The organism is Phenylobacterium sp. (assembly GCF_036677185.1).
Lineage (GTDB): Bacteria > Pseudomonadota > Alphaproteobacteria > Caulobacterales > Caulobacteraceae > Phenylobacterium.
Genome location: NZ_JAKFEN010000018.1, coordinates 85,062 through 98,194 on the forward strand (window position 1 = coordinate 85,062; position 13,133 = coordinate 98,194).

General features: G+C 69.8%; 14 protein-coding genes. 6 read left to right on the forward strand and 8 right to left on the reverse strand.

Annotated elements, in window-relative coordinates:
* Positions 1-19: 19 nt before the first annotated feature.
* The 3 genes from V6M51_RS08920 to V6M51_RS08930 are packed head-to-tail and all read left to right on the forward strand — an operon-like array spanning position 20 to position 3,728.
* Positions 20-526, forward strand: coding sequence for a 2Fe-2S iron-sulfur cluster-binding protein (locus V6M51_RS08920; RefSeq protein ID WP_332766443.1), 507 nt, complete (start codon positions 20-22; stop codon positions 524-526).
* Positions 523-1,467 (forward strand): FAD binding domain-containing protein, encoded by a 945-nt coding sequence (locus tag V6M51_RS08925; protein ID WP_332766445.1) that lies wholly within the window; start codon positions 523-525, stop codon positions 1,465-1,467. The genes V6M51_RS08920 and V6M51_RS08925 overlap by 4 nt, the downstream gene beginning before the upstream one ends.
* Entirely contained in the window at positions 1,464-3,728 is a 2,265-nt protein-coding gene (locus tag V6M51_RS08930; RefSeq protein WP_332766446.1) for a xanthine dehydrogenase family protein molybdopterin-binding subunit, read from the forward strand. The genes V6M51_RS08925 and V6M51_RS08930 overlap by 4 nt, the downstream gene beginning before the upstream one ends.
* Here V6M51_RS08930 and V6M51_RS08935 read toward each other — a convergent pair.
* On the reverse strand, positions 3,725-4,486 hold the full coding sequence (locus tag V6M51_RS08935; protein ID WP_332766448.1) for a helix-turn-helix transcriptional regulator: 762 nt from the start codon (positions 4,484-4,486) through the stop codon (positions 3,725-3,727). The genes V6M51_RS08930 and V6M51_RS08935 overlap by 4 nt on opposite strands.
* Before the next feature lie 203 nt (positions 4,487-4,689).
* On the opposite strand from V6M51_RS08935, the gene V6M51_RS08940 reads away from it, so the two are divergent.
* A complete protein-coding gene (locus V6M51_RS08940) occupies positions 4,690-5,148 on the forward strand; it encodes a nuclear transport factor 2 family protein (protein WP_332766450.1) in 459 nt (152 codons plus the stop codon).
* Between the two features lie 6 nt (positions 5,149-5,154).
* Here the strand turns inward: V6M51_RS08940 and V6M51_RS08945 are convergent, their stop codons facing one another.
* The 7 genes from V6M51_RS08945 to V6M51_RS08975 form a co-directional block, all read right to left on the reverse strand.
* Complete coding sequence (locus tag V6M51_RS08945; protein ID WP_332766452.1) at positions 5,155-5,637, reverse strand: TadE/TadG family type IV pilus assembly protein; 483 nt, start codon at positions 5,635-5,637, stop codon at positions 5,155-5,157.
* Positions 5,558-5,974, reverse strand: a complete 417-nt coding sequence (locus V6M51_RS08950) for a TadE/TadG family type IV pilus assembly protein (protein WP_332766454.1) — start codon at positions 5,972-5,974, stop codon at positions 5,558-5,560. Before V6M51_RS08950 ends, V6M51_RS08945 begins: the two co-directional genes overlap by 80 nt.
* Complete coding sequence (locus V6M51_RS08955; protein WP_332766456.1) at positions 5,971-7,170, reverse strand: pilus assembly protein TadG-related protein; 1,200 nt, start codon at positions 7,168-7,170, stop codon at positions 5,971-5,973. Before V6M51_RS08955 ends, V6M51_RS08950 begins: the two co-directional genes overlap by 4 nt.
* A gap of 245 nt (positions 7,171-7,415) precedes the next feature.
* Positions 7,416-7,793 (reverse strand): response regulator, encoded by a 378-nt coding sequence (locus V6M51_RS08960; RefSeq protein ID WP_442957686.1) that lies wholly within the window; start codon positions 7,791-7,793, stop codon positions 7,416-7,418.
* A gap of 203 nt (positions 7,794-7,996) precedes the next feature.
* Positions 7,997-9,283 carry an HlyC/CorC family transporter gene (locus V6M51_RS08965; protein ID WP_332766458.1) on the reverse strand — a complete coding sequence of 429 codons (1,287 nt, stop codon included), beginning with the start codon at positions 9,281-9,283 and terminating at the stop codon, positions 7,997-7,999.
* Positions 9,280-10,392: a 3-dehydroquinate synthase gene (gene aroB / locus V6M51_RS08970; RefSeq protein ID WP_332766460.1), complete on the reverse strand. Its 1,113-nt coding sequence runs from the start codon at positions 10,390-10,392 to the stop codon at positions 9,280-9,282. Before aroB ends, V6M51_RS08965 begins: the two co-directional genes overlap by 4 nt.
* The gene (locus V6M51_RS08975) at positions 10,389-10,937 is read right to left on the reverse strand and encodes a shikimate kinase (protein ID WP_332766462.1); all 549 of its coding nucleotides are present in this window, start codon (positions 10,935-10,937) and stop codon (positions 10,389-10,391) included. The genes aroB and V6M51_RS08975 overlap by 4 nt, the downstream gene beginning before the upstream one ends.
* A gap of 70 nt (positions 10,938-11,007) precedes the next feature.
* On the opposite strand from V6M51_RS08975, the gene V6M51_RS08980 reads away from it, so the two are divergent.
* Both V6M51_RS08980 and V6M51_RS08985 read left to right on the forward strand, forming a co-directional pair.
* Positions 11,008-12,192 (forward strand): hypothetical protein, encoded by a 1,185-nt coding sequence (locus tag V6M51_RS08980; RefSeq protein ID WP_332766464.1) that lies wholly within the window; start codon positions 11,008-11,010, stop codon positions 12,190-12,192.
* Positions 12,189-13,100, forward strand: a complete 912-nt coding sequence (locus V6M51_RS08985) for a site-specific tyrosine recombinase XerD (protein WP_332766466.1) — start codon at positions 12,189-12,191, stop codon at positions 13,098-13,100. Before V6M51_RS08980 ends, V6M51_RS08985 begins: the two co-directional genes overlap by 4 nt.
* The last annotated feature ends 33 nt before the right edge of the window (positions 13,101-13,133 follow it).

Here is a 13,133-nt window from a genome sequence, read left to right on the forward strand (position 1 = left end):
GCCCGCCTGGGGAGGCGACATGAAGACGACAATGACCGTCAATGGCGAGGCGAGGACGCTCGATCTCGATCCGCGCACGACGCTGCTGGACGCCCTGCGCGAGCACCTGCAGCTCACCGGCTCGAAGAAGGGTTGCGATCACGGCCAGTGTGGCGCCTGCACCGTTCTGGTGGGCGGGGTGCGGATCAATTCGTGCCTTAGCCTGGCGGTCATGCACGACGGCGACGAGATCACCACCATCGAAGGCATCGGGACCGAAGCGGCTCTGCACCCGATGCAGGTCGCCTTCCTGGACCAGGACGCCTTCCAGTGCGGCTACTGCACGCCGGGCCAGATCTGCTCGGCGGTGGGCATGCTGAAGGAGGCTGCCGACAACTGGCCCAGCCAGGCGACGGACGACCTGACCGGCGCCATCTCGCTCACCGACGGCGAGATCCGCGAGCGGATGAGCGGCAACATCTGCCGCTGCTCGGCCTATCCCCAGATCCTGGCGGCGATCCGCGACGTGGCGGGAGACGCCGCATGAGGCCCTTCACCTACGAACGCGCCGCCGACGCCCTATCGGCCGTGAAGGCCGTGGCCTCGACCCCGGGGGCCAAGTTCCTCGCCGGCGGCACCAACCTGCTGGACCTGATGAAGCTCGACATCGAGCGGCCGACCCATCTGGTGGATGTGGGCCGCTTGCCGCTGGCGGGGATCGAGGCCGCCGACGGGGGCGTCCGGCTGGGCGGGGCGGCGACCAACAGCCAGGTGGCGGCCGACGCCACGGTGCGGGCCCTCTATCCTGTCCTGGTCCAGGCCATCGTCTCGGGCGGCTCGGGCCAACTTCGCAACAAGGCCACGGTGGGCGGCAACCTGCTGCAGCGAACCCGCTGCGCCTATTTCTACGACACCACCAAGCCCTGCAATAAGCGCCAGCCCGGCTCGGGCTGCGGCGCGCTGGAGGGCCTCAATCGCAACAGCGCCATCTTCGGCGCCAGCGACCATTGCATCGCCACCCACCCCTCGGACATGGCCGTGGCGCTGGCCGCGCTCGGCGCCAGCGTGGAAATCCTTTCGCCGGACGGGTCCTCGCGGACCCGCGCCGTGCAGGACCTGCACCGCCCGCCCGGCGACACCCCGCAGATCGAGACCGACCTCGCGCCCGGCGAACTGATCACCGCCGTGATCCTGCCGCCGCCGCCCAAGGGCGGGCAGGCCTACGCCAAGGTCCGCGACCGGGCCTCCTACGCCGGGGGGCTTGCCAGTGTGGCTGTGGCCGGCGGCCAGGTGGCTTTCGGCGCCGTGGCCCACAAGGCCTGGCGCGCCGAGAAGACCGAGGCGGCGCTGGCGGCCGGCGCTTCGCCCGCCGAGGCCGTCGAGGCCGAGTTGGCGAGCGCCCGGGCCAATGGCCGCAACGCTTTCAAGATCGATGTCATCCGCCGGCTGACGGTGGCGACGCTCGCCGAGCAAGGGAGGGGCGCATGAGCTCCGTCAAGGATTGGGCCGCGCCCAACCCCATCACCGAGAACCGCGGCGGGCTGATCGGCAAGGGGGTCGATCGCTATGAGGGCAAGCTGAAGGTCACTGGGAACGCCCCCTACGCCTATGAGGTCGAGGCCCCGTCGCCGCCCGCCTATGGCTATCTGGTGACCGCGCCGATAGCACGCGGCCGGATCACGCGCATCGACACCGCCGCGGCGGAGGCTTCCCCCGGCGTGCAGTTCGTCTGGACGCATCACAACGTCCCGGCCCAGGCCTCGCGCGGCAGCCGTGCCAACCCTCGCAGCCAGCGGGCCTCCAATCCCGCCCTGGTGGGCGACCGGATCGAGTATTTCGGCCAGTCGGTGGCCTTCGTCGTCGCCGACACCTTCGAGAACGCGCGGGCCGCCGCCAACCTGGTGGAAGCCGAGTACGCGGCCGAGCCGGCGGTTGTGGATTTCGTGGCCAGCCTGGACCAGGCTGACCAGCCTCCGGGCGAGGAAGATGTCCATATCGGCGACTTCCCGACCGCCTACGGATCGGCCCCGGTGACGATCGACGAGACCTATGTCAGCCCGGTCCAGAACCACGTGCAAATGGAGCCCGTGGCGACGCTCGCCTGGTGGGACGGCGACAAGGTCACGGTCCACACCTCGATCCAGATGGTGAAGGGCGGCCAGCATGCCTTGGCCGAGACCCTGGCCATCCCGGGCGACCGGGTCCACCTGCTGACCCGCTATATCGGCGGCGGCTTCGGCGGCAAGGGCCAGCCCTATGACGACCTGATCCTCGCCGCCCTGGGCGCGCGGGAGCTCGGGCGGCCGGTGAAGATCGCCTACACCCGCCAGCAGATGTTCCACGGCACCATCCACCGGCCGGCGGTGATCATGCGCGTGCGCCTGGGCGCCGAACCGAACGGCCGGCTGACCGCCTTCGCGGTGGAGGCGACCACCCACTGCGCCCGCAATGCGATCTTCACCGAGCACGCGGCCAATTTCTCGCGCAACCTCTACGCCGCGCCCAACCGGCTGACCGGCCATCGTCTGGTGAAGATGGACCTGCCGGGGGCGGGCCCCATGCGGGCGCCGGGCGAGGCGCCGGGCATGCTCAGCCTGGAATGCGCCATGGACGAGTTGGCCGAGAAGCTCGGCATGGACCCCATCGAGCTGCGCATCCGCAACGAGCCCGACGTGGACCCGGAGACCGGCAAGCCGTTCTCCATCCGCCAACTGGTCCAATGCCTGACCGAGGGCGCCCAGCGGTTCGGCTGGGACCGCCGCAATCCCAAGCCCGGCCAGGTCCGCGACGGGCGCTGGCTGGTGGGCATGGGCATGGCCTGCGCCATCCGCGGCAACTTCCTGCTGCCGGCCAAGGCCGGGGTGCGGATCGACGCCGACGGGACCATCACGCTGCGCCAAGGCATGACCGACATCGGCACCGGCACCTATACGATCCTGGCCCAGATCACCGCCGAGACCCTGGGCGTCTCCATGGACAAGGTGAAGGTGGAGATCGGCGACTCCGAGTTCCCGCCGGCGCCGGGCTCCGGCGGCCAGTTCGGGGCCGCCACGGCGGGCTCGGCGGCCTATGAGGCGGGCATGAACCTGCGCCGGGCGCTGACCGAACTGGCGGTGGGCGACCCCAACTCGCCGCTCTATGGCGGACCGGCCGAGTACGTCACCTTCGAGAACGGCCTGATCGGCATCGAGAACCGCACCGAGGGCCTGGCCGCCCTGGTGGCCCGCGCCGCGCCCGAGGGGGTCTATGTGGAGGGCTCCATCAGCCCGGCCGCCGACGCCCGCGACTATTCCCAGCACACCTATGGCGCCCACTTCGCCGAGGTGGGGGTGGACACGGTCACCGGCGAGGTGCGGATGCGCAAGATGTTCGGGGTGTTCGCCGCCGGCCGCATCCTCAACGCCAAGACCGCCAAGAGCCAGGTCACCGGCGGCATGATCTGGGGCGTCGGAACGGCGCTGACCGAGGGCAACGCCGTCGACCCGCGCTATGGCTCGTTCATCAACCAGGACATGGCCGGGTACCTGGTGCCCAGCCACGCCGACATCGTCGACCTGGACGCCATCTTCCTGGACGAGGCCGACGACAAGGCCAATCCGATGGGCATCAAGGGCGTCGGAGAACTGGGCATCTGCGGGGCGGGCGCGGCGGTGGCCAACGCCATCTACAACGCCACCGGCGTGCGGCTGCGCGACTATCCGATGACCCCGGACAAGGTGCTGGCCGGGATGATGGCCAAGGGCTTCTAACGCCGCCGGGCCGTCCGTGGCGGCGTCCCGCGATAGGCCGAGGGCGTGACCCCGTGGGCGGCGCGGAAGGCGGCGGTGAAGTGGCTATGGCTGGAGAAGCCCAGGTCCAGGGCCAGGCCCGCGATGTCCTCGGTCTCCGGCAGCAGGGCGAGCGCGCGGGTCAGGCGCAGCCTGCGCTGGTAGCGGCCGATGGGCGTGCCCTCGGCGCGGTGGAAGATCTCCGACAGATAGACCGGCGAGACCCCCAGGGCCCGGCCGATCCGGGTCAGCGACAGGGGCTCGGAGGCCTGGGCCAGCATCTCCTTGACGGCGGCGACAAGCCGCAGCGGGCGCGGGCCCAGGGGATCGGCGCGGGACGGCGCGCCTAGCGCCGAGCACAGCAGGCGCAGGGCGGCGTCCTCGATGCTGAGGCCATCCTCGCCCTCGCCGCGCATCAGGGCCGCGGCCAGCCGCTGGGCGGTGTGCGACGCCGGGATGGTCAACTCGTCGAACCGGGCGAGGCTTTCGCCGACCAGCTCCTCCAGGTGCTCCTCGGACAGGGTGAGGATGATGGCGCGCACGTCGTCATCAGCCAGCCGGCGGTCGCGGGAGACCAGGCCCGGCGAGATCATGAGCACCTGGTTGGGATCGCAGATCGCCTCGCGCCGGCCGGCCTTGAAGGAGAAGGTGCTGGCGATGGGGATCAGGATCTGGCGCTCGTCCGAGAGCACCTCGGCCGTCCAGTCGGCGGTCAGGCCGTGGGCCGTGGCGATGTCCACGCGCAGTGGCCCGCCTTCGATAAGACGCCGCCGCGTTTCGTGGAAGGCGTCGGGGCAGGGGCGCTGGTTCACGGGGCGAACATGACCCCCGGCGCAGTCCCGGCGCTATCGGAAAATTCAGGTCGGCGAACCTGAAGAAGCTGAAAGCCCGTGGCGCCCGCGGCCGCTAGGCTCTGCGGCCCGAGACGCCAGGAGGACCGCCCATGGACTCGAAAATGCTGAGCCTGTTCCTCGCCACCGCGGCGGCCTTCGTGGTCCCCGGCGTGGCGCGGGCTGGGCCCGAGGACGACCGCAGGGCCGTCGCGGCCCTCGACCTGGCCTACCAGGCCGCGGTGAAGCGCAATGACGCCGCGGCCATGGACGCGATCCTGCACGACGACTTCACCCTGGTGCTGGGCGACGGCCGCACGGTCTCGCGCGACGACCTGCTGAAGGAGGCCCGGGCCGGTTCGATCACCTATGAGCAGCAGGACGAGGATCCCGGCACCCAGGTGGTGCGGATCTGGGGCGACACCGCGGTGGTGACCGCGCGGCTCTGGGTGAAGGGCGTCAACGAGAAGGGCGCTTTCGATCGCCGCCTGTGGTTCAGCGACACCTATGTGCGCACGCCCGAGGGTTGGCGCTATGCCTTCGCCCAGGCCTCGCTCGCCCTGCCGAAGTAGCCAGGGCTAGGTCGCCGCCTTGAGGACGGTGGTCTTGTTGACCCGAAAGGGAATGCTGAACGTGGCGAGCCCGGGGACGCCGAACTCGGCGACATAGAGGGTGGTCAGCCGCGCGACCTTGCCGGCGGCGATGGTCTCCGTCGTGAGCGTGACGGTGACATCGGTGTTGGCGGTGGTGTCCAGGTGGCTCGTCACGATGGCCTGCGCCGCGGCTTGGGTGAGCTGCGGATCGATCAGCAAGGCGCGGTTGGCCCGCTCCATCGCGCTGCGGACGCTGGAGAGCCTGTGCTGCGTCCAGCCGAACTGCATGATGCCCAGAAGCAGCATGATCATGACGGGCGCCACCAAGGCGAACTCGACGGCCGAGGTTCCGCCCTCGCTCGCCGCGGCCCGAAATGCTCTCCGAAGCCTAGCGGACACGGACCACCGTCCGATCGGTGACTTCGCGGCCATCGCGATGCAGGGGCGCCGTGGCCGAGAGGGTGACATAGACCGCCGGCGGGCGGCTGGCCGGACAGAGGCTGGCGCAGGCCACCACGACCTCGCCGCAGCGGCAGGCCCGCGCCGTCACGATGACGCCCGTCTCGGGCCTGTTGCGCCAGTTGGACCGGGCCAGGGTGGCTGCGACCGCGTCATCCGATCCGCCGTTCATGTAGTAATGGGCGCCAACCTCAAGGGCGCTGCGCATCTCCTGGCGACCCTCGGCGAATTGCCAGACGGCGAAGGATGCTGCCGCCAGCAGGGCGATCGCCGGCGTTATGAGCGCGAACTCGATGGCCGCCACGCCGCGGCGGTCACGATGGAAGGCGCGAAGGAAGGTGCTCATGCCGTCAGCCTCACGAGATTGAGCAGGGGAATAGCGGTCATGCCGAAGGCGCTGCAGTCGACGCCGACGGTGGCGTTCCCCGTCCATTGGATGATGCGCGCCACGACCTGGGTGCAGCCGTTCTGCCCGGAGAAATTGCCCTGGTAGTCGACTTCCTGGGAGGCGTAGTAGATCGCACCGGTCATCTGGGAGCTGGCGTCGCCGAGGAACTTGTTGCTCCCGCCCACGGTGTTTCGGTCACCGAAGAACAGGATGCCCGAATAGGCGCCGCTGGCCGGCGCGGTAAGGTCCACATGGGCCGAGCCGTTCATTTTCACGTAGCCGCCGTTCGTCGTGTAGATGGTCACTCCCGAGCCGGTGACGCTGGCGGTGGCGTTCACCGTGAAGTCGCCCTCCACGTAGTAGACGCCGGGATTGAGGGTCAGGTTTCCCTTGGCGGTCAGGCCGCTGCAGTAGCGGCCGGGGTTGAGCGTCCCATTGTTCGGGACCGGCTTGCAGCTACCGCTGGGCGTCGGCGCGGGCACGTTCTTGTAGGGGTCGGCGACCGGCGTCTGCTCGGTCATCGGGGCGTCGCACTCGCTCATGGTCAGGCCGGTGGTGGCCGTGACTCCGCCTACGGCGATGACGCAGTCCGTGGACAGCTTGGCCGAGCCCTGCACATTGACCGCGTTCGCGGCGACTGAGTTCGACATGACGCTGCAGCCGTCCAGGGTCAGGATCGAACTGCCGGAAAACTGCGCCGCCGCGCCGGCGGTCGGATCCAGGGCCAGCAGGCAGGCGCTGGCGGCGGAGTTGTAGGTCGCCACGGCGCGGCTCGACAGCGTCACGTCGTTCTTCAGAAAGAAGGCGCTGAAGTATCGAGGCGCCTGGTCGCGCAGGATCACCTCGACCTGGCCACCGCCATTCTGAGCCGTCCGGGTCACCTGGATCGTGCCGGGCCCGATATCGAAGCCGTTGTCGCTGACGGTAAGGTTGGCCACCGCCTGGATTTCGGCTTCCGACGAGCCCGACCGATCCTCGATCGCCGCCGCATAGGCCGCGGCGTCCGCCGCCGACTGCATCGCCTGATACTTGAAGTACCAGGAGGTGGTCTCGATCCCGAGGGCCGATCCGCCGATCACCAGCGGCAAGCCCAACGCGAACAGGACGGCGACGTTGCCGCGCGTATCCCGAGCGAACACCTTGCGTGTCGACATCTCCGCCCCCGATTTCAGTTCGTGAGCGCAGCATGCCGGACCGTGCTAAATCCTGGCCTAATCGAATGAGTTAATTCGAAGAAAACCCGAGAATCCCTTAAGCAAACGCGGAGTCGCGCGCCGCATTAAAGGTTGTTATAAAAAATGGATTCAGCGTGTTTATTGTAACCCGAAGTCAAATACTCTGGTTATTTGGCTAAACCATAGGTTTGGTTTCGCCTCGGCTTACCATCCGAGGTCGCGGATCAGAGAACCTTGGCGCGGAGCTCGCCGAGAATCCGGGCCAGGTCGCCCTCGCGAAACGGCTTCTGCAGGACCATCGAACCCTTGTCGACGTCGCGCAGGCCGGCGTCGCCGTAACCGGTGGCGAAGGCGAAAGGCGCACCTTTGGCCCGCAGCAGGTCGGCGAGGGGAAAGATCGGCTGTCCGCCCAGATTTACATCGAGGACCGCGCAGTCGAGTTCGGCGGTGTTGGCCAATTCGATGGCCTCGTCGAGCCGCGAGGCGGGACCCACGACCTTGCAGCCCAGGTCTTCCAGCATGTCCTCGATCAGCATCGAGACCATCATCTCGTCCTCGACTACGAGGACGCGGAGGCCCGCCAGATCAGGAATTTCGCTCATTCTCGCTCCCAAACCCCGGAATTCTCCGGCGTCACCACAAGAGCCGCGCCGAGCGGATCATAGTCAAGTCCGCGCGCCGGGGCGAGGCTGTCCGACGGACGACACCCCCAGCATCGCCCGTCGGACCAGAATCGCAGTTCCTCGCGATCCACTGTGACGATTGAAGGCTTTCTACCAGCGCGTGTCTGTCGCCTTCCCGACCGTTAGAGTTCAACGGTGTCCTGGGGCGGCGAGATGCGCAGGCAGGTGATCTGATTTCGTTCGCGCTTGACCACCTGGAAGCGATGGCCATGGAAGGTCCAGGTCTGGCCGACCTTGGGGATGGTCTGGGCCTCGTGGATCACAAGGCCGGCCACGGTGACGGCGTCGTCGTCGGGCAAGTTCCAGTCGAGCGCGCGGTTCAGGTCGCGGATCGCCACCCAGCCGTCGACCATCACCGATCCGTCCGGCTGGGCGCGCACGCCCTCGAGCGCGTTGTCGTGTTCGTCCTCGATCTCGCCGACGATCTCCTCGAGAATGTCCTCCAGGGTGATCAGACCCTGCAGGGAGCCGTACTCGTCCACCACCAGGGCGAAGTGGCTCTGGCGCTTGAGGAAGGCGTTGAGCTGATCCTTCAAGGTGGTGGTCTCGGGGATGAACCAGGGCTCGCGGACGATGGCCGGGATGTCCAGCTTCTCGAAGGCGGCGTTGGAATCGGCCATGGCCACCAGCAGATCCTTGGCGTGCAGGATGCCGATGATGTTCTCGGTGTCGTTGCGATAGAGCGGAACGCGGCTGTGGCCGCTCTCCAGCATGGCCGCCACGATCTCGCGCGACGGCAGGTCGGCGTCGATCATCGAGATCGACTTGCGGTGGACCATCACCTGGGTGACATCCATCTCCGACAGGTCCAGCACCCCGCCCAGCATGCGGCGGTCGCGGCTCTCCACTAGGCCCTCGGAGTGGTGGTACTCCACCGCGCCGCGGATCTCCTCGTGGGCCGCCAGGACGTCGGTCTCCATGGAGAGGTTGATGCCGAAGGGCTTGAGGGTCTGACGCACGACCCACTGGGCGCCGTTGGCCAGCGGCCCGAAGATACGCACCACCCAATAGGTCGGGATCGAGAGCGCCCGAGCCACGTCGTCGGCGCGGGCGATGGCCAGGGATTTCGGCAGGATCTCGCTGAAGATCACGATCAGCACGGTCATCACCGCGGTGGCGATCAGGGCCCCGATCGGACCGGGGAAAGCTGTGGAGAGGGCCAGGGTGGTCAGCGCCGAGGCGCCGATATTGATGACGTTGTTGGAGAGCAGGATCGCCCCGATCATCCGTTCCTGATCGGCGATGAGCACGTTCACCCTACGGGCGGCGCGGTCGCCCTCGCGCTCCAACTGGTGCATCCGGCCGCGGCTGGCCGCGGTCATCGAGGTCTCGGCGGCCGATATCAGTCCCGAGAGGCCCAGCAGGACGACCAGGACCGGCGCTAGGCCGGCGAGGATCGCGACGATCACGGGGAAGCTCCTTCGGAGATCAGGAAGTCGTGGACGGCCTGTGCGGAGACATCCTTGGCGACGAACGCATCGCCCAGCGCGCGCGCCAGGATGAAGGTCAGCTTGCCGCCCTCGGCCTTCTTGTCCTGGCCCATGTGGCGGACCAGCGCCTCGGCGGCGAAGGGCGCGGCGGCGACGCCGGCCAATCGGGTGGGCAGGCCGGCGGCGGCGATGGCCGCCTCGGCCCGCTGGGCGTCCTGGCGCGCGCAGAGCCCCTGGGCCGCGGAGAACCGGAAGGCGATGGCCGAGCCCGCCGCCACCGCCTCGCCGTGCAGCAGGCCCTCGCCGAAGCCCGTCTCGGCCTCCAGGGCGTGGCCGAAGGTGTGGCCGAGGTTCAGAAGGGCGCGGCGGCCGACCTCCTTCTCGTCCTCGGCGACGATCTCGGCCTTCATCTCGACCGAGCGGGCGACGGCGTAGCCCAGGGCCTCGGGATCGCGCGCCAGAACCTTCGGTCCATGCGTCTCCAGCCATTCGAAGAAGGCGAAGTCGCCCAGCAGGCCGTACTTGATGACCTCGGCGTAGCCGGCCCGCATCTCGCGGTCCGAGAGGGTGGCGAGCACGTCGAGGTCGGCCAGGACCGCCAACGGCTGGTGGAAGGCGCCGATCAGGTTCTTGCCCCGGGGGGTGTCGATGGCGGTCTTGCCGCCCACCGAGGAGTCCACCTGGGCTAGCAGGGTGGTGGGGATCTGCACGAAATCGATCCCGCGCTTGTAGATCGCCGCGGCGAAACCCGCGAGATCGCCGACCACGCCGCCGCCGAAGGCAGTGATCACGTCGCCGCGGTCCAGCTCCAGGGCCAGCAGCCGGTCGCTGACCTGCGCCAGCCCCTCCCAGCTCTTGGTCGGTTCGCCGGGCGGCATGACGATGGGATGGCAGGCTATGCCCGCCGCCTCGAAAGCCGTGGTCAGGCGCGCGCCGTGCAGGGCCCAGACGGTCTCGTCGGTGACCACCGCGGTGCGCGGGCGCTTGAACAAGGGCCGCAGGCAGGTTCCGGCCTGGTCCAGCAGGCCGCCGCCGATGATCACGTCATAGGCGCGGTCGTCCAGGCCGACGCGGACGGTGCGGCTCATCGGGGATGGTCCTGTAGATGGGCGGTCATGGCCTGGATCACCTGGTCGACCGTCACATGGTGGGCGGCGTCGCCGGTCTCCACCACCACATCGGCCTCGGCATAGAACGGATAGCGCTCGGCCGCTTGGGCCTGCAGCACCTCCAGCGGGTCCTTGCCGGAGATGAGCGGTCGATTCTCCTTGCGCGACACCCGCCGGGCCAGGACGTCGAGGTCGGCCTTCAGCCAGACCGAGATCGAGCGGGACTTGATCAGCGCGCGGGTCTCGGGGTTCATGAAGGCCCCCCCGCCGGTGGCCAGGACATGAGGCGGGTCCTCCAGCAGGCGGGCGATCACCCGGCGCTCGCCCTCCCGGAAGGCGGCCTCGCCCAGGTCGGCGAAGATATCGGGGATGGAGCGACCGGCCGCGGCCTCGACCTCCGCGTCGGCGTCGCGGAACGGCAGATCGAGCGCGTTGGCGAGCCGGCGGCCCACGCTCGATTTTCCAACGCCCATGAGGCCCACGAGGGCGATGGTCCGGGCGCGCAGCGGTGTGTAACGGTCCATGAACGGCGAAGGTCTACACGAGCAGGGCCCCTCGCGCCAACTTCAGGCGTTGAGTTAGGTTGAGGTGGTGATGGCTCGAAGGCTCATCGGCATGGCGCTCGGCGCCTTCCTGGTCTCCGGCGCGGCGAGCGCTCAGGAGGTGGCGGTCACCCCCTTGGCCGCGCCGGACCATTTCTCCACCGCGGGACGGGACACGGGCTTGGGCCCGAACCTGTGGCGCGGAACCTCCGCCGGCATCGCGCGCACGGTGATCGTCCTACTGGCGACCAAGCCGCTGTCGCCAGCTGGCCGGGGCCTGGCCAGCCGCGTGCTGGCCACCGGCGCCACGGGGCCCGAGGGCGTCGGCGAGGATGCGGGACTGGCCGGGGCGCGGGTCTCGGCCCTGCTGGCGCAGGGCGCCGTGGCCGAGGCCAGCGCGATCCTCGACCGCTCGTCCGGCCTGGACCGCTCGCCCGAATTGGCCCGGGCGGCGGCCGAGGCGGCCCTGCTGGCCGACGCGCCCGATCGCGCCTGCACCATCGCCGCGCAACTGGCGACCGGCCGCGACGACATCTACTGGCTGCGCCTGCGCGCCTATTGCCAGCAGCGGGCGGGGGAGGCGGGCGCGGCCCAGCTCACCTTCGATCTCGCCCAGAGCCAGGCCCGCGACGCGGCGTACGGCCGGCTGATGGGGGTGAAGCTGGCCGGCGGGGGCGATCCCGGCCCGGCCTCGTTGCGCAACGGCCTGGACTACGCCCTGTCGCGCGACCTTTCCCTGGATCTCAGCCAGGCCAAGGCCTCGCCTGCGGTCGCCGCGGCGCTGGAACGCGGCCAGGTGGTGACGACGCCGGACGATCCCGTGCTGGCTGACGCCGTCAGCCTGGCCAAGGCCGGACAGGCCGACGCCGCAACCCTGGCCCGGCTGATGGATCGCGCGGCGGCGGCCGACGCCAAGTCCCGCCCCAAGGCCCAGAACGCCGCCCTGATCTTCGCCGCCCTCGGCGCACCCGCCGATCCGAAGGCGCGCGGAGAGCTCGCCACCTATACCGGCGCGGAGGCCAAGGCCTCGCCCTCGCGGATGCTGGCCCTGGACTTGGCGGCCGAGCGCAAGCTGATGGGCGAGACCGCCTTGCTGGCCCTATGGCTCTCCGCCGACGCCGGCGCGGCCGGACCGCCCACGGGCGACCGGGTCCGCATCATCCGCGCCCTGCAGGCGGTCGGGTTGGACGAGGACGCACGGGCCTATGCGGCCGAAGGCCTGGCGGCGCAGCGATGAGCGGCGCGGGGTGGGCCGAGGCGTTCCTGGAGATGATGGCCGTCGAGCGGGCCTCGGCCCGCAACACCCTCACCGCCTATGGCAAGGACCTGACCGACGCCCAGGCCTTCCTTCGAACCCGGAGCAGCGACTTGGCCGCCGCCTCGGCCGAGGACATCGAGAGCTATTTCGCGGCCCTGAGCGACCGGGGCCTGTCGCCGGCCACCGCGGCGCGCCGCCGGGCCGCCGTGCGCCAGTTCTACCGCTTCGTGCTGGGCGAGGGCTGGCGGACCGACGATCCCGCCCGCCGGGTGGAGGCGCCCAAGAAGGGCCGACCCCTGCCCAAGGTGCTGAGCCGCGCGGAGGTGGACGCCATCATCGCCTCGGCCGGCGCTCGCGACGGGACCCAGGGCCTGAGGCTCGGCTGCATGGTGGAGCTGGCCTACGCCTCGGGGCTGCGGATCTCGGAGCTCACCGCCCTGCCGCTGGCGGTGCTGGCCCGCGACCCGGCCTATCTGATCGTGAAGGGCAAGGGCGGCAAGGAGCGGCTGGCCCCGCTGAACGCAGCGGCGCGCGCGGCGGTGAAGGCCTATCTGGAGGTCCGCAAGGGCTTCCTGCCCAAGGGCGACGCCGCCAATCCGTGGCTGTTCCCGTCGCGCGGCAAGGGCGGGCGCCTGACGCCGCGGCGGTTCGCCCAGCTGCTGGATGAGGCCGCCGCCGACGCCGGGATCGATCCGGCGCGCGTCAGCCCCCACGTCCTGCGCCACGCCTTCGCCACCCACCTCCTGGAGGGCGGCGCCGACCTGCGGGTGGTGCAGAAGCTGCTGGGCCACGCCGACATCGCCACCACCCAGATCTACACCCATGTGGCTGGCGACCGCCTGGCCGAGGTGGTGGCCACCAAGCACCCGCTGGCCAAGAAGAGCTGAGGGCCACGGAAAAGGCCGCCCGCGGGAGCGGGC